Here is a 23823-nt window from a genome sequence, read left to right as displayed (position 1 = left end):
CGATCATGGCGACAGTCAGCGCTGCTGCGGATGCTTCTGCGGGCGCTGTTCCTGCTGCCTGCCGCCCTTGTGCTGCTGCGGCTCCATCTGCTGTTGCTGCTGCTGTTGCTGCTGCAGGTTGCGGCCCTGCGGTTCCTTGCCGGGATGACGGTTCTGCTGGTTTTTCATGGTCGCGATCCAGTGGACGAAGGACATGCGGCGGCGGGATGCCGGCGCAGGGCCACGGTGGCCCCGGAACGGTTAATCGCAGGCGAAAAAACAGTGATCGGCTGGACGCTGTTTTCGCGCGTTCAGCCCGCTCAGCGCCAGCCAGCAGCCAACCTTGGTGGCACCAGGGTTCAGCGCTTGATCTGCTGGCCATCGCCGGCCGGCACGCTGTCGTAGTAGCGGCCGGTGCGCGAGTCGAACACGCGGTTCGGGCCGGCCGGGCGCACGCCGGGCACGATGCGGCCGTTGCGGTCGTAGACCTTGTCGGCCGGCCTCGGTGCTGGCGGCGGCGTGATCTGGGCCGGACCGGTGGACTTGATCGGCTGCGCCGGTTGCGGCGTAGGCAGCAACTGCGGCTGCGGCCGGGCCGCCTGTGGCGGTGGCGCCACCGGCTGCGGCGCCACGGTGGTCGCGCTGCGGGTGGCCGTGGGGTCGGGGGTGGGCACCTGGGCCAGCGCCAGTGCCGGCAACAGGGCGATCAACAGCAGGGGAAGGGTCGGCTTCATGGCACGCTCCGGCGTCTATGACACCCACCTTGCTCCCGCACCCGTGTGCCACCCATGAACGGCCATCACACTTGCAAGCGCGCGCCGGCACCCCCACGTTTTCCGGCATCCCCAGGCCATCGACCCACGGAGCGCCGCCATGACCGCCTTCGACCTGACGCCCCCCACCGCCACCCAGACCGAGACCCTGGTCGCCGGCCTCAGCAGCGAGGAACGCCGCGTGCTGTTGCAGCACGGCACCGAAGCGCCGTTCTGCGGCGTGTTCCTCGACAACAAGCGCGAGGGCGTCTACTGCTGCCGGCTGTGCGCGCTGCCGCTGTTCCGCTCCAGCACCAAGTTCGATTCCGGCACCGGCTGGCCCAGCTTCTTCGCCCCGTTCGACCCGGCGCATGTGCGCGAGATCCGCGATACCAGCCACGGCATGGTCCGCACCGAGATCACCTGCGCGCGCTGCGGCAGCCATCTGGGCCACGTGTTCCCGGACGGTCCGCCGCCCACCTACGAGCGCCACTGCCTGAACTCCGTCTCACTTTCCTTCGTCGGCAATGGCGAGCCCTGGCCCGATCCGCTGCAGCGTGGCGGCGCCGAAGCCGGTGTGGCCGGCTGAAACACCCCGCTGACCGATTTCACAGAATTCCCTCTTCAGAAACCCGGGCGACGGGCCGACAAGGAGATATCCCCTCTCCCTGCGTCGCCCCATGCTCATCATCGTCGGATTCCTGGTCGTCATCATCAGCGTGATCGGGGGCTACCTCGGTGCCCACGGCCGCCTGGGTGCCCTCTGGCAGCCCTACGAGCTGGTCATCATCGGCGGCGCCGCGCTCGGCGCGTTCCTGGTCGGTACCCCGGCCAAGACGGTCAAGCAGACCCTGCAGGCCATGGTCGGCGTGTTCAAGGGCCCGCGCTACAAGCAGCAGGATTACATCGATGTCCTCAGCCTGCTCTATGAACTGCTCAACAAGGCGCGCCGCGAAGGCTTCATGGCACTGGAAGACCATGTCGAACGCCCGGCCGAGAGCGCCTTGTTCAGCAATTACCCCAAGGTGCAGGCCGACCACCACCTGATCGACTTCATCACCGACTGCCTGCGCCTGATGATCGGCAGCAACATCGAGCCGCACGAGCTGGAACCGCTGCTGGAACTGGAGCTGGAAAAGCACCACGCTGAAGCCATGGCACCGTCGCAGGTGCTGACCAAGGTCGCCGACGGACTGCCCGGTTTCGGCATCGTGGCTGCGGTGCTGGGCATCGTCATCACCATGGGTTCGATCGGCGGCGACATCGTCGAGGTCGGTGGCCACGTGGCCGGTGCGCTGGTCGGCACCTTCCTCGGCATCCTGCTGGGCTACGGCTTCGTCGGCCCGATGGCGGCGGCGATGGAAGCCCGCGCCGAACAGGACAGCCGCATCTACGAATCGGTCAAGACTGCCCTGCTGGCCTGCCTGCGCGGTTACAACCCGAAGATCGCGCTGGAATTCGCCCGCAAGACGCTACCGTCGAACGTGCGCCCGGCCTTCTCCGATTTCGAGCAGCACCTGAAGACGGTCAAGTAAGCCATGGCCGAGAACAAGCCCACCGTCATCGTCCGCCGGGTCAGGAAGGCCGGCCACGCCGCTCACCACGGAGGGTCGTGGAAGGTGGCCTATGCCGACTTCGTGACCGCGATGATGGCCTTCTTCCTGGTGCTGTGGCTGATGGCCACCACCAACAAGAACGACCGTGCGGCCATTTCCGAGTACTTCCGCAACCCGAGCCCGCTGAGCGGGCAGAGTGCCACGCCGGCACCCGGCATGGCCGGCCCGGGCGGCGCCAGCACATCGATGATCAAGCTGGGCGGCGCCACCGACATCTCGCGGGGCAGCAGCAACGATCCCTTCCAGAACCAGAAGGAAGCAGTGCCGCAACCGGTGGACCAGCAGCAGCGCGACAAGCAGCAGCTGGAAGCACTGATGAAGGAGCTGCAGGAAGCGATCAGCCGGAGCCAGGCACTGGAACCCTTCAAGGACCAGCTGCTGCTGGACCTGACTCCGGAAGGCCTGCGCATCCAGATCGTGGACAAGCAGAACCGGCCGATGTTCGACCTCGGCAGCGCTACGCTGAAGCCGTACACGCAACAGATCCTGCACGAGCTGGCCAACTACCTGAACCACGTGCCGAACCGGATCAGCCTGACCGGCCACACCGACATCACCGCCTATTCGGCCGCACGCGGCTACGGCAACTGGGAACTGAGCGCCGACCGCGCCAACGCTGCACGCCGTGCACTGGTGGACGGCGGCCTGGAGGACAGCAAGATCACCCGCGTGGTCGGCCTGTCTTCATCGGTGCTGTTCGATAAAGCCGACCCGCAGAACCCGATCAACCGCCGCATCAGCATCGTGGTGATGACCAAGGCCGCCGAGGAGGCAGCGCTGGCGGGTGCCGGCCCCCAGGTGGGGCTGTCGGCGCCCACCGCCGACCCGGACGTGCAGGCCGCGCAGGGGCAAGCGGAATAAGCTGTGGGTGCGCGCCTTGGTCCGAATCCACAGGGCCATGCCGGGCGAGCGCACCACGCCGCACCCGCTACAATGGCGGTCTTTCCGTTTCCAGGTGATCTCACCCCCATGTCCCAGAACTCCAAGGCCAAGCGCGACAAGCGCAAGAAGCAGCAGGGCAAGCGCCCGTTCCTCCGCCTGAACGCGCAGCAGCAGGTGCAGAACCATGCCGTGCTGACCAACGAAGACGGCCAGGTGGTGGCGGCCATCGGCCTGCAGGGCCGTGAGTGGCTGCTGGCCATCGGCGGCCAGACCATGGGCAACGCCGAGAACCCGGTGCCGATGCTGGCCATGCTCAAGCACCTGGCCAACGTGCAGGAGAAGGAAGGTCGCAAGGTCAACCTGGAGTACTCCGAACTGCTGCAGAAGCTGCTGGACACCCTGGCGGCCGAATCCGAGCAGACCGCCGACGAATACCTGGACAAGCTGGTGTCCGAGTTTGAAGGCGTCGACGCTGCTGAAGGCGAAGAAGGCGAAGCCGTCGAGGGCGACGCGGCCGAAGAAGCCGCTGCCGAGGCCGCCCCGGCCGCTGACAGCGACAGCAAGCCGCAGGCCTGAACCGGCCGCGGCGGTGACGGTCTACGTCGATGACGCAGTGCATCCCTGGCGCGGACAGCGCTGGGCGCACCTGATGGCCGACACCCTGGCCGAGCTGCACGCAATGGCCGCGCAGCTCGGCATTCCACCGCGCGCCTTCCAGAACAAGGCCAGCGGCGCCCACTACGATGTCACTGCCGGGCTGCGCGCACAGGCCATCGCGCTCGGCGCCCGGGCGATCTCACGGCACACCGACCGTGAACTGGTCAAAACGGTGATTGCCAACGCCCGGGCGCAGTACCGGCCGTAGGCCACGCCGCGGGTTCGCCGGACACCAACCGGCACCGACGGGGGTAGAGTCGACTGTTAGTCGACTGCTCTCCCATCCGGCCGCGAGACCCCCGCGCTGCGCGCGATAGTCGACTGACAGTCGACTCTACCCCCGTCGGGTCGTCCTCAGCGGATCAAGCCGCCGGGTCGTGCCCGGCGGATCGGCCCATCGCTCAGAACGGGTCGCTGCCCAGCCGGATTTCCACGTTCAGCAGCGAGCACAGCGCAAGCATCGCGTCATCGTCGCGGGTCAGCGCCATCACCCCGGTAAAGCCATCACTGCCGGCATCCACGCTCCACAGCGTGTAGTTGTGCTCGCGCAGGCGGTCGAAGGCGGTGGCCATCAGCTGCACGCCGTCCAGGCCTTCGGCAAAGTCCTCGTCGTCCAGGTCGCCACCCCAGTCCAGCTGCAGGTTGAAGCGCGCCGAAAGCTCGTTCACCGCCGACTGCAGCGACTCCAGGTCCTCACGCTCCACATCGAAACCGGACTGCCAGGCGATGGCGGTGAACAGCGCCGGCAGCCAGTCGCTGTCCGCTTCCAGCGGCTGACCGTCCTCGGCCAGGTGCTCGCGCCAGCGGTTGAACTGCTGCAGGGCCAACTCTTCGTCACCCGGGTTGATCAGCACCAGCAGGTTCCAGACCCGCGCCTCGAAGCCCTCCTCGTCGAAGTCGTGGATGTCTTCCTCGAAGTCGAAATAGTCGCTGTTGTCGGGCATGGCGGAACGTCCTCTGGGGCAGGTCGGCATTCTACGGTTTATCCTGTGCCGCTGAAGCCGGCCTTGGTGGCCGTCACTGTGAATGAAGCGATGAGCGATACCCCTCCCGACCACCTGGCGATCAACCCGGCCAGCCCCTTCCATGATGCGCAGGCGCTGGAGCGCGGCGTTGGCGTGCGTTTCAACGACATCGAGCGCGACAACGTCGAGGAATACTCGGTCAGCGAAGGCTGGATCCGCGTGCAGGCCGGCAAGGCCCGTGACCGCCGCGGCAACCCGATGACGATCAAGGTCAAGGGCAAGGTCGAGGTGTATTTCCTGGACCAGAAACCGGAATAACCGGCACCGGCATGTAGAGCCGAGCCTGTGCTCGGCTGCTTTTCGTTCCGGGTTCATGACGCCTGAAGCAAGCGTAGCCGAGCATGGGCTCGGCTCTACATGCCAGGGCAGAATCCGCGTCAGCGTCAGCAACGCCCGGTCCCAGGCATCATTCGCGCTTGCGCGATTCCAGCAGGTCCAGGTTGCGGATCAGGCGCCGCGAGATCTCATCGGAGATCACCCCGCGCCGGGTCAGCCGGAACAGTTCCTCGCGCTCGGCGTTGAGGCCGGCGCTGCGCAGCTGGCGGTAGCCCAGCTCCATGCGCCGCACCTTCTCCGGGTCTACGTCGGGCCCGTCGTTGTCCTTCTCCAGGTGCCGCTGGTACAGCAGGCTCACCCGCGAGGCGGCATCGTTGTACAGCTGCACGTTCTCGGTGTTCTGGTTCATCACCAGCTGCTGGCGCATGCGCTCGACCCCGGCCAGCGCCGCCTTCGACGACAGCCGGCGCGCCAGGTCCTCTTCCTTGCGTTCACCCGAATCGGCCGGCAGCTGCAGGCCCTTCAGCAGCTGCGGCAGCGCGATGCTGGCGCCGAGCAGCGAGAACAGGATCACCGAGGCGGCCAGGAAGATCACCAGGTCACGTGCCGGGAACGCACTGCCATCAGGCAGGAACAGCGGCAGGGTCAACACGCCGGCCAGGGTGATCGCACCACGCACGCCGGCCACCGAGGTCGCCACCACGATGCGCCAGTTCGGCGCTTCGCCCCGCTCCAGTCCGCGGCGACGCGCGCGCAGCAGGTTCCAGCGCAGCGACAGCCACACCCACAGCAGGCGCAGCACGACCAGCGCCAGGTTGATCACCACTACGTACACCAGCAGCCACCACGCGCTCTGGTGGCCGGTCTCGTTCATGGTGGTGGTGGCACGTTCGACAATACCGGGCAGCTGCTCGCCCAGCAGCACGAACATGATGCCGTTGAAGCTGAACTGCAGCATGTTCCAGACCCCGGCACGCTGCACGCGCATGCTGCCGGAGACGCGGCCGGTCAGCTCGACGTAGCTCATCGCGATACCGGCGGCGACCGCGGCGAGGATGCCGGAGGCGTGGATCTCTTCGGCCAGCAGGTAGGCCGCGAACGGAATGAGCAGGTTGACCAGCATCGCCGCGCCCGGCTCCTCGCCGAAGCGGCGCCACAGCCAGCGCTGGAAGGTCGACACACCAAGGGTGACCGCCACGCCCACCGCAAGGCCGGCCACGGCCACCCACACGAAGGTCAGCGAGGCCGTGGCCAGCGAGAACGTGCCGGTCATCACCGCAGCCACCGCGAAGCGGAAACAGACCAGGCCCGATGCATCGTTGAGCAGCGACTCGCCTTCCAGGATGTGCATCAGGCGCTTGGGAATCGGCGCCTTGGAGGCGATCGCCCCCACTGCCACAGGATCGGTCGGCGACACGATGGCCGCCAGCGCGAAGCACACCGCCAGCGGCATCACCGGAATCAGCCAGTGGATCAGGAAGCCTGCGCCGATGACGGTGAACACCACCAGGCCGAACGCCAGTTCGAGGATCGCGCCCTTGTCGCGGAACAGGCCCTGCTTGGGAATGCGCCAGCCATCCAGGAACAGCAGCGGCGGCAGGAACAGCAGGAAGAACACTTCCGGCTCCAGCGCGTGGCCGCGGTTGAATACCCCGGCAATGACCGCGCCCAGGCCGATCTGCACCAGCGGCAGCGGCAACGAGAACGGCAGGACGCGAACCAGGTAGCCGCTGGCGACAACGGCCACCAGCATCGCCAGGACGACTTCAATGGTATGCATGCTTCTTCCAGGAAGCGGCGCGTGGGGCGGCTTGAAGGCCAGCGCCGGAAACCCGGAAAAAACTACCACATGCGGCCACGACCGCGACGGCCGGGGCCGTCGCGCGTCAGCCCCGGCTCATGCCGCCCCATCGAAGCGGTACAGGTCCATGGCCAGGAAACCGGCGTCGATGCCGGCGTCGATGCGCCGCGCACCGAAGCTGTCCTCGCCGGCTGCGCCCATCGCAAAGAACAGCGGCAGCAGGTGCTCGTCGGTCGGGTGCGCGCGCTCGGCGAACGGCGCCTGCCGGCGGTAATCCAGCAGGGCCTGGCGGTCATCAGCGGCCAGCCGCTGCTCCACCCACTCGATGAAGGGCCGCACGTATGGCGCTTCCTTGCCGTCCTGGTAGTCGCCCCAGTCGTGCAGGTTGTGGGTGATGCTGCCCGAGCCGACCAGCAGCACGCCTTGTTCGCGCAGTGGTGCCAGCGCGCGGCCCAGCGCGAACTGATGCTCGGGGCCGAGCAGCGGCTGGATCGACACCGGCACCACCGGGATGTCGGCCTGCGGGCGCAACAGCCGCAGCGGTACCCACGCGCCGTGGTCGAGGCCACGCTGCGGGTCGATGGCCACTGGCAGTCCTGCGGCGGCGATGCGGCCGGCCACTTCTTCGGCCAGTGCCGGGTCACCCGGCGCCGGGTACTGCAGTTCGAACAGCGCGCGCGGGAAGCCGCCGAAATCGTGGATGGTTGGCGGCTGCGGATGCGCCCCGACCAGCGGCTGCCGGCCCAGCCAGTGCGCCGAGGCCATCACGATGGCGCGCGGCGTGGGCAGGTCGCGCGCCAGCTCGGCCAGGCGCACACCAACCTGGCCCGGATGCAGGGCAGTCATCGGCGAACCATGGGAGATGTACAGCGAAGGCAGGCGGGACATGGAATTCTCCAGTTGCAGGATCAGGCGGCGATCAGCGCGAACGCAGGGTCCACTTGCCATCGCCGACCAGGAACAGCACCACCAGCGCCAGCGCCCAGAACGCCGGGTATTCCCAGCCGCCGCCGGCATTGGCGAAACCGAAGCCGTTGGCGCCGTGCACGGTGACGATGGTGCCCAGCAGCAGCGGCACGCCGACCAGGCCCACCCAGCGCGCATAGATGCCCAGCAGCAGCGCGACAGTGATCACCAGCTCGACGCCGATGGTGAGGTAGCCGAGCACGCCGGGCAGGCCCAGCGACTCGAAGAACGCTGCCGTGCCGGCCGGGGTGAATACCAGCAGCTTGGTCAGCGCATGGACCAGGAACAGCACGCCCAGGGCCAGGCGCAGCAGGGCGGCGCCATACGGGGCCAGCGGCGAATCAGGAGCGGTCGTGGCGTGCATCGGAAAGCACCTTGAAGGGAGTGGGCTCAGGTTATTGCGCCTTCACGGGCCGATAAATACGATCGATTGACCGTATTTATTTCAGAAGGCGCAACAATGGACACCCTCGAGGCGATGCGCGTGTTCGTGGCGGTGGTCGAGCGCAACGGCTTCAGCGCCGCCGCCCAGGCCCTGGACATGTCCACCGCCGGCGTTACCCGCCAGGTCGCCGCGCTGGAAAAGCGCTTGTCCACCCGCCTGCTCCATCGCACCACGCGGCGGGTCAGCCCCACCAGCACCGGCGCCGCCTACTACGCCCAATGCGTGCGCCTGCTGGCCGAGTTCGACGCGCTGGAGGCCAGCATCGGCGCGCAGGCGCTGGAGCCCTCCGGCACGCTGCGCATCAATGCACCGGTCAGTTGGGGCATCGCCCGCCTCGGCCCACTGCTGGCCAGTTACCGCGAACGCTTTCCGCAGGTGGAACTGGACCTGGCCCTGTCCGACCGCCTGGTGGACATGGTCGAGGAAGGCTACGACGTGGCCATCCGCATCACCCGCGAGCCGGGCCCCACCCTGATCGCCCGCCGCCTGGGCGAATCGCGGGTGAGCCTGTGCGCCGCGCCGGCCTACCTGGCCGCACGCGGCGCCCCGCAGACCCCGCAGGACCTGCAGGCGCACGCGTGCCTGGGCTACAGCTACTGGGCCGCTGGCGACCACTGGCCGTTGCAGGGGCCCGCAGGCGAAGTAAAGGTCGCGGTGAACAGCCTGCTGCACGCCAACAACGGCGACGTGCTGCGCGAAGCGGCGATTGCCGGCATGGGCGTGATCCTGCAGCCGGATTTCCTGCTGGAAGACGCGCTGGCCGATGGCCGGCTGGTGCGCGTGCTGCCCGAATGGGAGGCCGCCCCGATCGGCATCTTCGCGGTCTATACCAGCCGCAGCCACCTGGCACCGAAGGTGCGCAGTTTCATCGACCATCTGGTGGAAACCGGGGTGTAGCCGAGCCTGGCGTTTGCCGGCCAGCGGCCGGCACTACCGTCATGTTTCGGTCTGGTAGTGCCGGCCGCTGGCCGGCAAATACGAAACCCGATCAGGCGGGGACTTCATCCAGCGCATCGATGATCCGCTCCAGCGGTGCCGGCCGCCCCAGCAGGTAACCCTGCACCTGGTCACAGCCGTGCGCGGCCAGCCAGTCCAGCTGCCCCGGTGTTTCCACGCCTTCGGCAATGATGGTCAGGCCCATGCTGTGGCCCAGCGACAGCAGCGCGCGACAGATCGAGGCGTTGCGTGGATTGGTTTCCACGTCCGCCACGAAGCTGCGGTCGATCTTCAGGATGTCCAGCGGCAGGTGCTGCAGGTAGGACATGCTGGAATAGCCCGTGCCGAAATCATCCAGCGACACGCTGATGCCCTGCTCATGCAGGCGCTGCATGGTCTGCATCGCCTGCGCCGGCTTGCGCATCAGGCTGCTCTCGGTCAGCTCCACGTGCAGCGCACCGCGGGCCAGGCCGAATTCCTGCTGGGCGCGGGTGAACTCGGCCACCAGGTCGCTGTTGAAGAACTGCACCGCAGACACGTTGACCGCGATCGGCAGCTCGCCCCACCCGGCGTCGACCAGACGGCGCTGCGCCTTCGCCGCGGCGCGGATCACCCAGCGGCCCAGCGCCAGGATCAACCCGGTGTCCTCGCACAGCTGGATGAACTCGTTGGGCGGGATGAAGCTGCCATCGGCCTGCGGCCAGCGCAGCAGGGCCTCCAGCGCGGCCGGGCTGCCATCACCGGCATGCCGGATCGGCTGGAAGTACAGCTGGAACTCGTTGTCGATAGCGGCATGGATGCGCCCGGCCAGGCGCAACCGATCGGCCAGCCGCGTGGTCACCGCCGCATCGAACCAGACCACCACGTTGCCCTCGGCGCGCGCCGCATGCGCGGCCTGCGCGGCCATACCGATCACCTGCTCGGCCGTGTGCCCGTCACCGGCAATGTGCACGGCCACGCCGATGCGCGGCTCGAACTGGTGCAGCGAGTCCTTGCCGCGCATCGGCGCCGAGACGATCTGCAGCAGGTCGTCCAGCACGCGCTGGGGATCGTGCCCGGCACCAATGGCCAAGACGAAATCTTCGGCCGGCTGGAACGCCAGCGTGCCATAGCGCGCGCCCAGGCCCCCGAGCCGGGTCGCCATCGACTGCAGTACCGCATCGCCGATCTCGCGGCCCAGCGTATCGGCCACCAGCTGCAGGCCGCGCAGCTGTACGAAGGCGATGGTATAGCCCTCGCCCTGCCCATCCAGCTGTTCGGTCAACGCGCGTACATTGAGCAGGCCGGTGGCCGGGTTGTGCCGTGCCTGGTAAGCCAGGTCGCGCTCGTAGGCCAACCGTTCGCTCACATCCTCGGCCAGCACCAGGCACGCGGGCTGTCCGTCGAAATCGAGTTTGGACAGGTGTGCGCGCACCTCGAACACGCTGCCGTCCTTGCGCCGGTGCAGGCGCACGGTCGCGTCCGGAGGATCGCCCACCTGTGCGCGCTGGATGGCACCACGCACCTCGTCCCAGCCCTCGCGCGGGCGGATGTCGAGGATGCTCATCGCCAGGAACTCGTCGCGGCTGTAGCCGTACTGGCGCACGGCGGCATCGTTGACCTCGATGAAGCGCAGCGTGTCCGGGTCGAATACCCAGAACGGCGCCGGATTGCGGTCGAACAGCAGGCGGAAGCGGCGTTCCACTTCGCTCATCTGCTCGCGCGCCTGATAGCGTTCGCTCAGGTCGGTCAGCGCACCGATCATGCGCCGCTCGCTGTCGGCCACTTCCACCCGCTGCCCACGTGCCCCGACCCAGCGCACCTCGCCTCCGGGCAGCACCAGGCGGAATACCTGGTCGAGCACCGCGCCGCCGGCGAAGGCCTGGTCGAAGGCCTGCTGCAGGCGTGCGGCGTCGTCGCGATGCACGCGTGCGAAGAAGTCGGCCACCGGCAGGGCATCGGTCTGCACGCCGAAGATCTCGCGCGCCAGGGGTGACCAGCGCAGCAGCGCGGCATCCTCGTCCACGTACCAGGTGCAGACACGCCCGACCTGGTGCGCAAGGCGCAGCTCGGCGTGGCCGGCCTTCAGCTCTTCGGCCATCGACTGCTGGCTGCGGGTGGTTCGGCGCACCGCATACAGCAGCACCAGCAGCACCACGATGTAGGCCAGTACGATTGCCACCGATGCCTGCAGGTAGGGCCACCACGGTGCCAGCACGTCTTCGTCGGCCAGGCCCACCTGCACCGCCAGCGGACTGCGTTCGAGCGTGCTGATGGTGAGGATGCGCGGTACGCCATCCACCACGCCCGGCATGCTGCCCAGCTCGACCACTGCCTGCGTGCCGAGCAGGTCACGGCGTGGCAGGTCATAGCGGTGGCCCACCGTGCCATGCGGGTCAGGCACGCGGGCCAGCATGTAGCCTTCGGCATCGCTGATCGAGACCAGTCCCTTGGGGCCGACGTCGAGGCCACCGACGATGCGCTGCAGTTCGCCGCAGCGCAGCCGTGCCAGCAGCCAGCGTTCGCCGGCCATCGGCAGCGCCAGCGGGACCACCCAACCGCCATCGCTGGCCCGCTGCGGCGGGCCGATGTACAGCGCGCTCCCCTGGCCACGACGCTGCGGGTCGGTCCACAGCGGCAGCTGCAGGTCGCCCTCGCCGGCCGTCAGCGGTCGGCCATGGCGGTCGAGCACGGCGATGCTGTGCAGTTCGGCATGCCGGCCCAGCACCCCGCCGATGGATGCATCCAGCAGGGCCGGCGCCTGCGCCGGCACGCTGCGGAACAGCTCGGCGGCGTCGGCGGCGATGCCGGACATGGCCCGCTCCAGGTTGCGCAGTTCCAGCGCCAGCAGGCGCTCGCTGCCCACCGCCAGCGCGCGGCTCTGGCGCTGCGCCGCTTCCAGACGGCGGTGGTAGTCATTGACCAGCATGAGGGTCAGCCCGGTGACCAGCAGCACGCCCAGCAGCACTCCGCCCCAGGTAATGGCGCGCAGCGGCCGGGCCAACGCGCGTTTCAGCGCGGGCATCGGCGGGTGTTCCTTGTGCAGTCGGCTGGCTTCATGCGCGAACGAATCCTCCACGTCCCCGACCTCAACGGCCGGTGGACGCCATTCTTGACGCCTGACCCGCCCCCGCATGGCCACCTCCCCGTGTCCGCGCAGGGTTCCAGGGTCCAGCATGCACCACGTCGCTCACGGCGTGAAGGTCGGTTCCACGTGTTCAGCCAGATCCTGCACAGCACAGGACGCAGCACAGGGCCGCCAGGCGGGCCGGCGCAGATTAGACTTGGCGTTTTCCGCCGCAAGAGAAGTCCATGTCCAAGCTGCGCCGTCCCACCCTGGCGCTGGCCATCGTTGCCAGCCTGTCCCTGGCCGCCTGTGACCGCCCGGCCGAGCCGGCCGCCACGGCCACCGCGCCGGCCGATGCCACCCCCGCTGCGGCCAAGCCGATGCTGGGCAGCTTCGGCTTCGATGCCAGCGGCATGGACCGCAGCATTGCCGCCGGCGATGACTTCTTTGGCTTCGCCAACGGCACCTGGGTCAAGAACACCGAGATTCCGGCCGACCGGTCGCGCTTCGGCAGCTTCAACGTCATTGCCGAGAAGACCCTGGCCGACACCCGCGCCATTCTCGAAGGGGCCGCCGGCAACACCCAGGCCAGCGGTGACGACAAGCTGATCGGCGATTACTACGCCGCTTACATGGACGAGGCCGGCATCGAGCAACGCGGCGTTGCACCCGTGGAGCCGCAGCTGAAGGCGATCGATGCCATCACCGACAAGGCCGGCCTGGCACGCGCCCTGGGCGGCGATGTGCGCGCCGACGTCGACCTGCTCAATGCGACCAACTTCTACACCGACCGCCTGTTCGGCCTGTGGGTGTCGGTGGACCTGCTGCAGCCCGACCGCAATGCGCCGTACCTGGTGCAGGGCGGCCTGGGCATGCCCGACCGCGATTTCTATCTGGGCGGCGGCCGCATGGCCGAACTGCGCAAGCAGTACCAGGCCTACATCGCACAGATGCTGCAGCTGGCCGGCGTCGCCGATCCGGCCGGCAAGGCACAACGCATCCTGGCGCTGGAGACGAAGATCGCGCAGGCGCATGCCACCCAGGAAGAAACCAATGATGTGACCAAGGGTGCCAATCCGTGGACCCAGGCCGACTTCAACGCCAAGGCGCCGGGCATGGACTGGAACGCCTTCCTCGACGCGGCCGCGCTGGGCAAGCAGCAGGACTTCATCGTCTGGCAGCCCAAGGCCGTGGCCGGCCTGTCCAGGCTGGTCGCCACCGAGCCACTGGAGGTGTGGAAGGACTACCTGGCCTTCCACGCGCTGGACCGTGCCGCCGCCTACCTGCCGAAGAAATTCGCCGATGCCCGCTTCGCCTTCCACGGCACCGCGCTGAGCGGCACGCCGCAGCAGAGCGATCGCTGGAAGCGCGCGGTGGACGACGCCAACCACGCAGTGGGCGAAGCGATCGGCAAGCGTTACGTCGAAAAGCACTTCGACGCGAAGACCAAGGAACGCGCGGACGAGATGGCCAAGAACATCATTGCCGCCTTCGCCAAGCGCATCGACGCGCTGGCGTGGATGTCGCCGCAGACCAAGGCGAGCGCCAAGGCGAAGGTGGCCGGCCTGACCGTGGGCATGGGCTATCCGGAAAAGTGGCGCGACTACACCGGCCTTGAGATCCGCCGTGATGACCCGCTGGGCAATGCACAGCGCGCCGAGCTGTTCGAGTACCAGCGCAACATCGCCAAGCTGGGCAAGCCGGTCGACCACGGCGAGTGGGCGATGCTGCCGCAGACCATCAACGCGATGAATGTGCCGCTGGAAAACCGCCTGGTGTTCCCGGCCGCGATCCTGCAGCCGCCGTTCTTCGACGGCGCCGCCGACGACGCGGTGAACTATGGTGCGATCGGCGCCGTGATCGGCCACGAGATCAGCCACGGTTTCGACAACGCGGGCGCACTGTTCGATGAAACCGGCAAGCTGCACAACTGGTGGACCGCCGAGGACCTGAAGCAGTTCAACGCCGCCGGCGATGCGCTGGCCGCGCAGTTCAGCAGCTACGAGCCGTTCCCGGGCGTGCATGTGAATGGCAAGCTGACTCTGGGCGAGAACATCGCCGACGTGGCCGGCCTGGGTACCGCCTACGACGCCTACCAGCTGTCGCTGCAGGGCAAGCCGGGCCAGACCCTGGAAGGCTTCACCCCGGACCAGCGCTTCTTCCTCGGCTTTGCCCAGGCCTGGCGCAGCAAGAGCCGCGAGCAGGCGCTGCGCAACTCACTGCTGACCGATGTGCATGCACCGGGCCAGTTCCGCGCACTCACCGTGCGCAACATCGACGCGTGGTACCCGGCGTTCGACGTGAAGGAAGGCCAGAAGCTGTACCTGGCCCCGGACAAGCGGGTCAAGGTGTGGTGATGTAACCGGAACGGGCGCCGCAAGGCGCCCGTTTCACTTGCGGGTAGCTGCCAACCTTGGTTGGCGCTTCCGCGGCACCGCGAAAAGCGTGCCAACCCAGGTTGGCACCTACCAGGCAACCGCGGGCCACTCGCGCAGGATCTCCACCGGCGCGCCCATGCGTGCACAGGCGCGGCTGGCGAGGCCGTCGGGCAGCGCACGGCGGAACAGCGGCGCCATGCCCTGCATCAGCTTCGCAGACGCCGCAGCCTGGGCGCGCTGACGGCCACTGCGTGCAAGCATGCCTTCGGCCCAGTCCGGCAGCAGCGCCGCGCCCGCACCGAGGAACACCTCGCGCGACAGCCCCGGCACCGGTACCGGCAGGCGCACGCCGGACAACACCTCCAGCACTTCACGCGAGCGCTCGTCCACACGCAGCTCCGGTTGCCGCGCGCAGAAGTACGCCGCCACCTCGGCTTCGCTGCACGGCACATCCACTGCACCCAGCGCCTCGGCCACACGGCGGTACTCATCGTAGTAGCGGTCGGCGATGTCCCCCGGCACCTCGCGCCCATAGCGGCGGAAACCCTGCAGGAACCCGAAGGCTTCGGTCACGTGCACCCAGGTCAGCAACTGCGGATCGTCGGCGGCGTAGGGCTCGCCCTGCGCGGTCTGGCCGCGGATCCGTGCATGAATACGGCGCACCTTGGCCACCAGCGCCTCCACTTCGCCAGTGGGCGCGTAGCTGGTGCCGGCAACGAAGGCGGTGGTGCGGCGCAGGCGTCCCACCAGGTCCTGGCGGAAATTGGAGTGGTCGTAGACCCCGGCCAGCGCGCGTGGGTGCAGTGTCTGCAGCATCAGCGCGCACAGGCCACCGGCGAGCATCGAGGGAAATTCGGCGTGCAGCCGCCAGGTGACGCTATCCAGGCCGAACCAGCCCGGGTCGCCCTGCGGATGGTCGTAGTCGATGCCACTCTGGCCGCGCGGGAAGGCGTCCAGTACCCAGCGCCGGATCGGCGCGGTGACGGGGCGGTAGAGTCGCTGCAGCAAAGCCGGCATCACGGGTCCAGGAAAGTCGGAAGAACGGTCGCATCTTGCGCGGTCGGCCCCGATTCTCGGCGATCACGGCGCAGGCGGCGAGCCTCCACGCTCAGCGACCGTTTCATGTGCGGCCGCAGCACGTTTCACCCTGCGACATCCTGTCGCAGGCTGTGACCGCGATGATGCAATGCATCAATTTTCACTCCCGCCGGGCAAACCCTTGCGCCGCTTGGCATTGCCCCCGTTGCACCGCCCGCTGGAAGTGCTAGAACTGGACCCGCCACACCGTCCAATGCTGATCGACGCACGTTCCACAAGGAGCCAGCCATGATTGCCTTGTTCAAGGGTTTGGGAATTCTGCTTCGCGACAACGAGCTCTACAGCAGCCCGTTCGACAAACAGGTGGCGCACTGGCGCAACCTCAGCGAGCAGCAGATCCGCGATGAAGTGGCGGTGCTGGCCCAGGCCAAGTGCCAGTGGCTGATCGCATCGATCATCGGCTGGCAGGCAGCCTCTCTGCTCATCCTGGGCCTGATCGCCAACTACCTGTGGCGCGATGACTTCCATATCACCTTCACCCGCGTGGTGATCGTGTTCGGCTCATGGGTCTCGATCCTGTTCGTGATCTGGTTCATGGCCAACATGTTCGATCAGCAGGCCGGCTTCGAGCGCTGGATGAAGGCCTTCAACAGCCGCGCCCGCATCAGTTCCAAGGCCGACAGCGTGGAGCACGTGGCCGAGGCACTGGACCTGGCCGAGCACTACCCGGAAGTGCTGGACTACAAGCAGGCGGTCACCACCAAGCGCGAACTGCGCCACGAGGACATCCGCATCATGACCGAGATCGGGCGGATGAAGCAGCACTCGGAGCTGGTCGGACGCCTGAACCACGTCGGCGAAACCGAACACCATCACGAGCTGACGCTGCAGCCTGCCTACTGACCCTTCAGCGAAGCGGGGGGATCCACACTGCCACCGTGATCACTCGCGGTGGCAGTGTTCTATCGGGTCCTGGCTGACGCACTGGCGGAAGCCGTCGGGCAGGCCACGCATGGCCTCGGTCTTGCCTGCCGCAACCGCAAACCGACGCAGCGGCGGCGTGGTGCACGCGGCATCGGTGCTGCACGCTGGGTCCAGCACCAGGTAATGGCAGTGGCCACTGCTGCTGGCAATGCACTGAAAGCGCGCCTCGCCGTCGACCACCGTACTCTTGCTGTACAGCGTGTCCACGCCGTTGGCATGGGTGCGGGTGATCGAGGTGTTGCGGGATTTTTCGCAGCCGGCCAGTGCCAGCACGGCAACGCACGCAATCAGCAGACGGGACATGTTCATTCCTCGGTGCAGGGGGGATGCGGCTGCGGCTACATGCCGCGGAACAGGCTCATGAACGGTTGGCTGACCACCAGCGTTTCCGTTCGGCCACGCAGGCGCAGCACGCCCCGCCCGGTATCGTCGCGGCTGACCGCCGCCACGGCCTTCATGTTGACGATGGTCGAGCGGTGGATCTGGCGGAAATGCTGCGGGTCGAGCACTTCCAGCAGTTCGCGCAACGGCGTGCGCAGCAGGCTCTCGCCGGCGGCAGTGACCACGGTGGTGTACTTGTTGTCGGCGCGGAAGTAGGCCACCTCCTCCAGCATGATCAGCTGCGTCTCGCGGCCGTTGCTGGCGGTGATCCAGGCCAGCGGCGGTCGCTCTGCAGTGCCCTGCGATGGGCCCAACCGCTGCAGCAGGCGCTCCAGCACGGCATCGTCCTGCCGCGTCGATGGCAGCCGCGACAGGATGCGTTCGCGGGTGGCAAGCAGGCGCTCGTCGCTTACCGGCTTGAGCAGGTAATCCATCGCGCCCTGCTCGAATGCATCGATGGCGTACTGGTCGTAGGCAGTAACGAACACCACCTGGGTGCGCGGACTCAGCTCGGACAGCGAGCGCGCGACCTCGATGCCGCTGATACCGGGCATGCGGATATCGAGGAAAGCGATGTCCGGCTGCTTCTCGGCCAGCTGCTCCAGCGCGCTGGCGCCGTCCTCGCACTCGGCCACCAGCTTCAGGTCCGGCCACAGCCGGCGAAGTTGCTCCACCAGCGACTGCCGCAGCAGTTCTTCGTCTTCAGCGATCAGTGCCTCAAGCGGCATGGCTGCGCTCCTTGTGCGACTGCGGCAGGGTCATGGTCGCGGCCACGCCGCTGGGGAAATTGGCCACGATCGCCACACCGGCCTGCTCACCGCAGGTCAGGCGCAGGCGCTCGCGCAGGTTCTTCAGGCCGATGCCGGTACCGCTGGTGCCCTGCCCGAAGCCGAGCCCGTCGTCGGCGACGGTCACGGTCACGTGGTCATCGAAACCGCGCGCGAGGATCCAGATCGTGCCACCGCCGGGCTTGGGTTCCAGGCCGTGCTTGATCGCGTTTTCCACCAGTGTCTGCAACGCCATCGCCGGCAGGTGCACGCCATGCAGTTCGTTGGGTACCTGCACTTCCACCGCCAGCCGCGCGCCCATGCGGATACGCAGAATCTCCAGGTAGGCGCGGGTGCGCTCCAGCTCCACGCCCAGCGTGGACACCGATTCGTCCACCTGCGGCAACGAGCTGCGCAGGTACTGGATCAGGTGGCCGAGCATCTGTTCGGCACGCGCCGGGTCGGTGCGGGTCAGCACCTGCGCGTTGGCCAGCGTGTTGTACAGGAAGTGCGGTTCCACCTGCGCGTGCAGCAGATTCAAGCGCGCCACCGACAGTTCCTTTTCCACCTGGGTCTGTTCGGCGGCGGCCTGCTCATCGCGACGCTGGTCGGCCACGCGGCGGCTGATCGCACGGGTGACCGCTTCGGCGTTCTCGAAGTTGCTGCCCTCGTCCAGCGCCAGCAGGTCGGCCCACCAGCCCGCATCCGGTTCAAACAGTAGGGTGACGGTGCTGGTGCCCTGCCCCGGCGTGACCGTGGCCAGCACGCTGTTGCGCTTGATCGCCAGCCGCGCCGGCAGGTTCCAGCGCGAGGGCTGACGCCCATTCCAGAGATCCACGCGGCGAACATAGGCGCGCACCTGCAGGCTGCCGGCCGAGCTTTCCACATCCTCCACGCGGGGAAGTTCGGCGATCGCCGCTTCCACTACCGAGAACGCGTGGCCGGCGTCCATCGGCAGTTCGATCTGGCGGCGCTGGCGCCCGGACAAGGTGGTGGCATCCAGGCGACCGGCCACCAGCCAGACCCGGCGGATATGGGTGATGGCACTGCCCAGCGCGGAAATGATCAGGAACATCGCCAGCAGGCCGAAAATCCAGCCCGGGCCATCGTTCATGCCACTGAAGATGCCGCTCCAGACCATGCCTGCGACGAACAGCGCCGCAGCCCAGGCCAGCAGATGACGTAACAGGAGAGAAAGGCTGGCGAACACGGCGGCGCCTTGGAGGAAGGGGGTGAGCCGAGCATAGGGCGGCCCGCCGGGCAAGCAAGCGGGCTGCGACGAAGGGCGGGAAAGCGGGGATGGAAGCGGCTCTGGCAGTGCCGGCCGCTGGCCGGCACCCCGTCATCGCCGCAAGCCTCGCAGCAATGCCGGCCAGCGGCCGGCACCACCGGTGCTTCTTATTTGCGCTGGTCGGCGCTGGCGTCGCGTACGGCGCGGAACGACTCGTCCTTGCTCCAGTTCGGCCAGGCACGGGAGTTGGCCAGCTGGTTGCCCAGCGTGTACAGCACTTCCAGGTCGCGGGCGGCACCGGCGAACACCCAGTCCGGCTGCCATTCGTCGCCCTGCTGGTGGTAGCGCTTGGCGGTGTAGTCTTCCGAGGCCTTCTTGCCCGCAGCCACGCCACCGTCCACCCAGTCCTGGCCGGCCGACCACGACAGTGCCGGCACGCCACGCTTGGCGAACGGGAAGTGATCGGAGCGGAAGAACAGGCCCGCTTCCGGCTTCGGGTCCGGCGTGTAGCGGATATCCCAGCCCTTGGCCACGTCCTTCAGCTGGTCCAGCAGCTCGAAGCGCGCGGCGCCGTAGATGCCGAAATCGCGCGACGGACCGAACGGCGCCATGCCATCCATGTTGATCACCGCCACGGTCTTTTCCAGCGGGTACAGCGGATGGGTGGCGTAGTACTCCGAACCCAGCAGGCCCTTTTCCTCGGCGGTGACTGCCAGGAACAGCACCGAACGCTGCGGGCGCTTCTGCTTGGCGAAGCAACGGGCAAGCTCGATCAGCGAAGCGGTACCGCTGGCGTTGTCCAGCGCACCGTTGAAGATGCGGTCGCCACGCGCGTCCGGCTCACCCACGCCGATGTGGTCCCAGTGCGCGCTGTAGATGATCGTCTCGTCCGGGTGGCTGCTGCCTTCCAGGCGTGCGGCCACGTTGTGCGAGGTGATCACTTCGGTCTTCACCGCGTACTTCGCGTCCAGGCTGGCGCCGGTCAGCGGCACCGGGGTGAAGTCGCGCTGCTGCGCCTTCTTCTTCAGCGCCTCGAAGTCCTGCCCGGCCGAGCGGAACAGCTCCACGGCCAGGTCGCGCTGGATCCAGCCTTCCAGCAGCGGGTGGCTTTCCGCCGGGTTGTCGCGCACCACATCGAACATGGTGTTGGTGTTGGAGCCGGCCACGGTGGCCCAGCCGTACGACGCCGGTGCGGTCTCGTGCACGATCAGCACGCCCAGCGCCCCCTGGCGGGCGCCTTCTTCGTACTTGTAGGTCCAACGACCGTAGTAGGTCATGCCCTTGCCGTCGAAATCACCCTGGCCCGTCTCGAAGTCCGGGTCGTTGATCAGCACGACGGCGATCTTGCCCTTCAGGTCCACGCCCTTGAAGTCGTCCCAGTTGCGCTCCGGGGCCTTCACGCCGTAGCCGAGGAACACCAGCGGCGCCTTGCTGATATCGACGTTGCTGGCGCCGTTCATGGCGGCGCGCACGGCGATCTGCTTGCCCTGCTCCAGCGCAACGGTCTTGCCGCCCTGGTGCAGCGCCAGCTGCGGTGCGCCGACGATGTCGCCCTTGCGCAGCGGAACGGCCTGGGTCCACAGGCGCTTGCCATCCTTGAGGTCACCGCCCGGCTGCAGGCCGGCATCGGCGAACTGCTTGCTGAGGAAGGCGATGGTCTTCTCTTCGCCGGCGGTGGCCGGCGAGCGGCCTTCGTAGGCGTCGGAGGCCAGTTCCTTGACGTCGGCGGAGATCCGCGCGCCGTCGAATTTCGGGGTGGCGGCCATCAGTGCGCTCGACACTGACAGGGCCAGCACGCCCAGTGCTACTCGCTTCATTGCTCTCTCCAGCAGGGAAATCTCTCTGGAGTGTAATGGGATTCGGCAGGGCTGCGCCCTGCACCCGCCGAAGCCAGGGCAACAGCAACAGCAACAGCCAAAGCCAAAGCCAAAGCAACAGCGGCATTCCGTGGGATGGCGGGGTGGGTCCGGTTGCGGGGGACGCTGCAAGTACATCCATGTAAGCTCGGTCGCCGCATCCATGCGGCTCACGCCCCCGCAACCGGACCCACCCCGCCTTCGACAGGTTCCCGCTGCTGTTGGTGGAAGTCGACCTTGGTCGACACACCGCTGTGGTGGGTGTCGACCTTGATCGACACGCCGCTGTTGGTAGGTGTCGACCTTGGTCGACACGGACTGAAACAGGAAGGGGTCAGATCCCTTTCCCGGCGGGAAAGGGCTCTGACCCCATCGGTGTGTTGCTTGAGCCTGTTACCAGTTCGGATCTTCGGCCGGCGCGGCAGCGGGCTTGGGCTTCGGCTTGGCGGCCGGGCGTGCGGCAGCTGCGGGAGCGGCCGAGGCAGTCGCTCCTGCGGCGGCGGCCGCCGGCTTGCTGCCCAGCTTCTGGCGCAGTTCGATCTGGCCCGGACGGAAACCGCCGCGCATCGCGTCGACGCCGTCTTCGATGGTGCCGTATGAGGTCTGTGCAGCGACGCGGTCGATGCGGATGGTGCAGCACGGGTGTTCGCTGCGGCCCAGCGAGCGGCCGGTCTGCGGGTCCTTCAGTTCTTCGCCCAGGCGCACGGCCTGCCAGCGCTGGCCGGCCTGCACGGTGTCACCGCCCTGGCTCAGCACCACCTGGTCACCGTCCACCGAGACCACCGATACCGGGAACAGCGTGGTGACGATGCTGGTGCCGATCTGGCCCGACAGCGATTCCATCATCGCCGCGGCCATGTTGCGGCCGTTGACCACGCGCGGCAGGGTGCTGGGGCCGGTCGAGGCCAGCTGGTGGTCGAAGCTGTCGGACATCACCACCTGGCCGGTGGTGGCGTTGACCAGGCGCAGGGTGATGCGGCCACCACCGGAGTACGAGGTCACCTGGCGGTCGGACATGCGCAGGTTGCGCACGCTGCGCGGGTACTCGAAGCGTTCGATGGTCGGGATCAGGATCAGGTCGGTCGCCAGCTGCTGGCCGACACGGGCAGTGTCCTGCAAACGTACGTTGCCGCTGTTGATGTGGTCGATCTCGGCCTGCAGTTCGTCGCCGAACTCACGGTCCAGCACGATGAAGCGCTGGGTCTGGGTCAGCGTGTCGGACAGGCGTGCGCGGATCGCGTCGGCCACTTCATCGGCGCTCACGCGGCCATCGCCCACGGCATAGCTGCCGGCCTTGGTACGCGGCAGCGCGACCACGATCTTCGGCTTGCCCTGCTCGTCCGGTGCGCGGTACTGAGCGATCTGGGCACGTACGCGTACCTTCCAGTAGCTGCGCATGCTGCGGTGGGTCACGTCGGAATCGAACGAGCTGGCGCCACGCTTGGCATCGACGTTGACCTTCTCGTCGTAGCTCTGCTTGACACTGGCCGAAGCCGAACCGCTCTTGGCCGAGGCTTCGCCGGACGCACTGGCCGACGCCGAGCCCTTGAAGCTCCAGCCTTCGTCGCTGGCGCGCACACGGGCGATGGTCTCCTCGTCCAGCTGCCGCACTTCGTCCTGCGACAGGATTTCATAGCCCAGCACCGCGCCCTGCGAGCCGGCGATCATCTGCTGGGTGAACGCGTCGGCGCGGATGTCGCCGACGTGTTCGTCATCCACATCCACATGCAGGCCTGCACGCAGGCCCTGCATCTGGCTGGCCACGCGTACGCCGTTGACCTGCGCCACCGCCGACTGCAACGCCGCCAGCACCGCCAGTTCCGGGGTGCTGCCGATGCCGTCGGCCTCGCGCGCGACCTGGGTGGTGCCGCCGAAATCCGGCGTGCCACGCAGGGGCGCCGCTTCCACTGGCGCATTGCTGGCCAGCGCACTGGTTGCCTTTTCCTTGGCGGGCGCGGCAGCCGGGGCGTCCTGCTCGCCACAGGCTGCAAGCAGCGCGGCAACCAGGCCCAGGCCGATCAAACGGTAGGTCATACGCATGGAGATTCGCCTCGGATCAGAGCGTGTCGAGCATCGAATCGGCGTTGGACGGCACCTTCACCTTGCTCTTCCTGGCGAAGGTCACGGCCGACTTGGTCGAGCCGTACAGGCCCTGGATGAAGCCCGGCGATTCCTTGGCCACCCATGCACCGGCGGCCAGCTTGCGGCCGACGGTCGCCAGCTGGGTCGCGCCCAGGTTCTTCATGCCGGCGGTGAAGTTGCTGGCCTCGCCACCGAGCTTCTGTGCTTCGGCGGCCGACGCCAGCAGCGAGACCAGGCCTTCGGCGTAGTGCTGCTTGGATTCAGCGTTCAGTTCCGGCTGCGCGGCCTGGCGCTCGTTGATCGCCGCCTGCGCCGCTTCGCTGACCGACACCGACTTCTTCATCGCATCGACGCTTACCGAACCCGACGACAGCGCCTGGCGCTCGGCTTCCAGCAGCTGCACCTGCTCGGCCAGGCCGAAGGCACGGGCAAACGAGGTCTGGGCCTGCAGCGAGTGCGACTGCGAGCTGACGAAACGACGCACCAGCGCTTCCTGCGCGGCTTCGTCCGGGGCGGCGGCGCTGGAAGCGCTGCTGCTGGAGGTGCCGGTGGCGGCACCGGCCAGGTCCTTCAGCTTGCCCAGGCCAGCGTGGGCCGGCATCGACAGGGTGGCGGCAGCGATGGCCACGACAAGAGCAGTATTGCGGATCATATGAGTGTCCTTTGGGAGAGACGGCCGCGAAGCGGCACGTGGGAATCGGTAATCCAGGGTGATGCCGAGCGGG

23 protein-coding genes are annotated in these 23823 nt (G+C 67.7%); 9 read left to right on the top strand and 14 right to left on the bottom strand.

Features of this window, described 5'->3' with window-relative positions:
* Positions 1 to 15 precede the first annotated feature (15 nt).
* Together AC5P65_RS03715 and AC5P65_RS03710 are read right to left on the bottom strand one after the other, a co-directional pair.
* Positions 16 to 195: a lana protein gene (locus AC5P65_RS03715; RefSeq protein ID WP_180832577.1), complete on the bottom strand. Its 180-nt coding sequence runs from the start codon at positions 193 to 195 to the stop codon at positions 16 to 18.
* Between the two features lie 143 nt (positions 196 to 338).
* Positions 339 to 713 carry a hypothetical protein gene (locus tag AC5P65_RS03710; RefSeq protein ID WP_021204376.1) on the bottom strand — a complete coding sequence of 125 codons (375 nt, stop codon included), beginning with the start codon at positions 711 to 713 and terminating at the stop codon, positions 339 to 341.
* A 139-nt stretch (positions 714 to 852) separates the two neighbouring features.
* Between AC5P65_RS03710 and msrB the strand changes: the two genes are divergently transcribed.
* From msrB to AC5P65_RS03685, 5 genes are all read left to right on the top strand, one after another.
* Complete coding sequence (gene msrB / locus AC5P65_RS03705; protein WP_180832579.1) at positions 853 to 1320, top strand: peptide-methionine (R)-S-oxide reductase MsrB; 468 nt, start codon at positions 853 to 855, stop codon at positions 1318 to 1320.
* A gap of 91 nt (positions 1321 to 1411) precedes the next feature.
* On the top strand, positions 1412 to 2266 hold the full coding sequence (gene motA / locus AC5P65_RS03700) for a flagellar motor stator protein MotA (protein WP_019660914.1): 855 nt from the start codon (positions 1412 to 1414) through the stop codon (positions 2264 to 2266).
* Positions 2267 to 2269: 3 nt separating this feature from the next.
* Positions 2270 to 3208: a flagellar motor protein MotB gene (motB, locus tag AC5P65_RS03695; RefSeq protein WP_019660913.1), complete on the top strand. Its 939-nt coding sequence runs from the start codon at positions 2270 to 2272 to the stop codon at positions 3206 to 3208.
* A gap of 108 nt (positions 3209 to 3316) precedes the next feature.
* Positions 3317 to 3805 carry a hypothetical protein gene (locus AC5P65_RS03690; protein WP_019660912.1) on the top strand — a complete coding sequence of 163 codons (489 nt, stop codon included), beginning with the start codon at positions 3317 to 3319 and terminating at the stop codon, positions 3803 to 3805.
* A 13-nt stretch (positions 3806 to 3818) separates the two neighbouring features.
* Positions 3819 to 4094, top strand: coding sequence for a DUF4031 domain-containing protein (locus AC5P65_RS03685; protein ID WP_021204374.1), 276 nt, complete (start codon positions 3819 to 3821; stop codon positions 4092 to 4094).
* A gap of 193 nt (positions 4095 to 4287) precedes the next feature.
* Here AC5P65_RS03685 and AC5P65_RS03680 read toward each other — a convergent pair whose 3' ends face one another.
* Entirely contained in the window at positions 4288 to 4830 is a 543-nt protein-coding gene (locus AC5P65_RS03680) for a DUF6630 family protein (protein ID WP_019660910.1), read from the bottom strand.
* 90 nt (positions 4831 to 4920) lie between these two features.
* Here AC5P65_RS03680 and AC5P65_RS03675 point away from each other — a divergent pair, with 90 nt between their 5' ends.
* Entirely contained in the window at positions 4921 to 5169 is a 249-nt protein-coding gene (locus AC5P65_RS03675; protein ID WP_026347120.1) for a DUF3297 family protein, read from the top strand.
* Between the two features lie 148 nt (positions 5170 to 5317).
* Here the strand turns inward: AC5P65_RS03675 and AC5P65_RS03670 are convergent, their stop codons facing one another.
* From AC5P65_RS03670 to AC5P65_RS03660, 3 genes are all read right to left on the bottom strand, one after another.
* Positions 5318 to 6967, bottom strand: a complete 1650-nt coding sequence (locus tag AC5P65_RS03670) for a Na+/H+ antiporter (protein WP_019660908.1) — start codon at positions 6965 to 6967, stop codon at positions 5318 to 5320.
* A 117-nt stretch (positions 6968 to 7084) separates the two neighbouring features.
* Positions 7085 to 7876, bottom strand: a complete 792-nt coding sequence (locus AC5P65_RS03665; RefSeq protein ID WP_180832581.1) for a DODA-type extradiol aromatic ring-opening family dioxygenase — start codon at positions 7874 to 7876, stop codon at positions 7085 to 7087.
* 31 nt (positions 7877 to 7907) lie between these two features.
* On the bottom strand, positions 7908 to 8318 hold the full coding sequence (locus AC5P65_RS03660; RefSeq protein ID WP_019660906.1) for a DoxX family protein: 411 nt from the start codon (positions 8316 to 8318) through the stop codon (positions 7908 to 7910).
* 96 nt (positions 8319 to 8414) lie between these two features.
* On the opposite strand from AC5P65_RS03660, the gene AC5P65_RS03655 reads away from it, so the two are divergent.
* Entirely contained in the window at positions 8415 to 9296 is an 882-nt protein-coding gene (locus AC5P65_RS03655; protein WP_021204372.1) for a LysR family transcriptional regulator, read from the top strand.
* 91 nt (positions 9297 to 9387) lie between these two features.
* On the opposite strand, the gene AC5P65_RS03650 is transcribed toward AC5P65_RS03655, so the two are convergent.
* Complete coding sequence (locus AC5P65_RS03650) at positions 9388 to 12450, bottom strand: bifunctional diguanylate cyclase/phosphodiesterase (protein WP_155030402.1); 3063 nt, start codon at positions 12448 to 12450, stop codon at positions 9388 to 9390.
* 176 nt (positions 12451 to 12626) lie between these two features.
* On the opposite strand from AC5P65_RS03650, the gene AC5P65_RS03645 reads away from it, so the two are divergent.
* Positions 12627 to 14738 (top strand): M13 family metallopeptidase, encoded by a 2112-nt coding sequence (locus AC5P65_RS03645; RefSeq protein WP_021204370.1) that lies wholly within the window; start codon positions 12627 to 12629, stop codon positions 14736 to 14738.
* Between the two features lie 108 nt (positions 14739 to 14846).
* On the opposite strand, the gene AC5P65_RS03640 is transcribed toward AC5P65_RS03645, so the two are convergent.
* Positions 14847 to 15776: an oxygenase MpaB family protein gene (locus AC5P65_RS03640; RefSeq protein WP_111097729.1), complete on the bottom strand. Its 930-nt coding sequence runs from the start codon at positions 15774 to 15776 to the stop codon at positions 14847 to 14849.
* A 309-nt stretch (positions 15777 to 16085) separates the two neighbouring features.
* On the opposite strand from AC5P65_RS03640, the gene AC5P65_RS03635 reads away from it, so the two are divergent.
* Positions 16086 to 16700 carry a hypothetical protein gene (locus AC5P65_RS03635; RefSeq protein ID WP_021204368.1) on the top strand — a complete coding sequence of 205 codons (615 nt, stop codon included), beginning with the start codon at positions 16086 to 16088 and terminating at the stop codon, positions 16698 to 16700.
* 39 nt (positions 16701 to 16739) lie between these two features.
* On the opposite strand, the gene AC5P65_RS03630 is transcribed toward AC5P65_RS03635, so the two are convergent.
* From AC5P65_RS03630 to AC5P65_RS03605, 6 genes are all read right to left on the bottom strand, one after another.
* On the bottom strand, positions 16740 to 17084 hold the full coding sequence (locus AC5P65_RS03630; protein WP_031270794.1) for a hypothetical protein: 345 nt from the start codon (positions 17082 to 17084) through the stop codon (positions 16740 to 16742).
* Between the two features lie 35 nt (positions 17085 to 17119).
* Entirely contained in the window at positions 17120 to 17890 is a 771-nt protein-coding gene (locus AC5P65_RS03625) for a LytR/AlgR family response regulator transcription factor (RefSeq protein WP_021204366.1), read from the bottom strand.
* Complete coding sequence (locus AC5P65_RS03620) at positions 17880 to 19139, bottom strand: sensor histidine kinase (protein WP_021204365.1); 1260 nt, start codon at positions 19137 to 19139, stop codon at positions 17880 to 17882. Before AC5P65_RS03620 ends, AC5P65_RS03625 begins: the two co-directional genes overlap by 11 nt.
* Positions 19140 to 19327: 188 nt before the next feature.
* Positions 19328 to 20977 (bottom strand): M28 family metallopeptidase, encoded by a 1650-nt coding sequence (locus AC5P65_RS03615; RefSeq protein WP_495215426.1) that lies wholly within the window; start codon positions 20975 to 20977, stop codon positions 19328 to 19330.
* A 432-nt stretch (positions 20978 to 21409) separates the two neighbouring features.
* The gene (locus AC5P65_RS03610) at positions 21410 to 23056 is read right to left on the bottom strand and encodes a CsgG/HfaB family protein (RefSeq protein ID WP_180832583.1); all 1647 of its coding nucleotides are present in this window, start codon (positions 23054 to 23056) and stop codon (positions 21410 to 21412) included.
* A 16-nt stretch (positions 23057 to 23072) separates the two neighbouring features.
* Entirely contained in the window at positions 23073 to 23750 is a 678-nt protein-coding gene (locus tag AC5P65_RS03605; protein ID WP_021202156.1) for a hypothetical protein, read from the bottom strand.
* Positions 23751 to 23823 lie beyond the last annotated feature (73 nt).

This window comes from Stenotrophomonas sp. YJH_SMC_48-3 (assembly GCF_059369375.1).
Note: the sequence above shows the minus strand (reverse complement) of the source record. Positions and strands in the feature narration are given on the sequence as shown.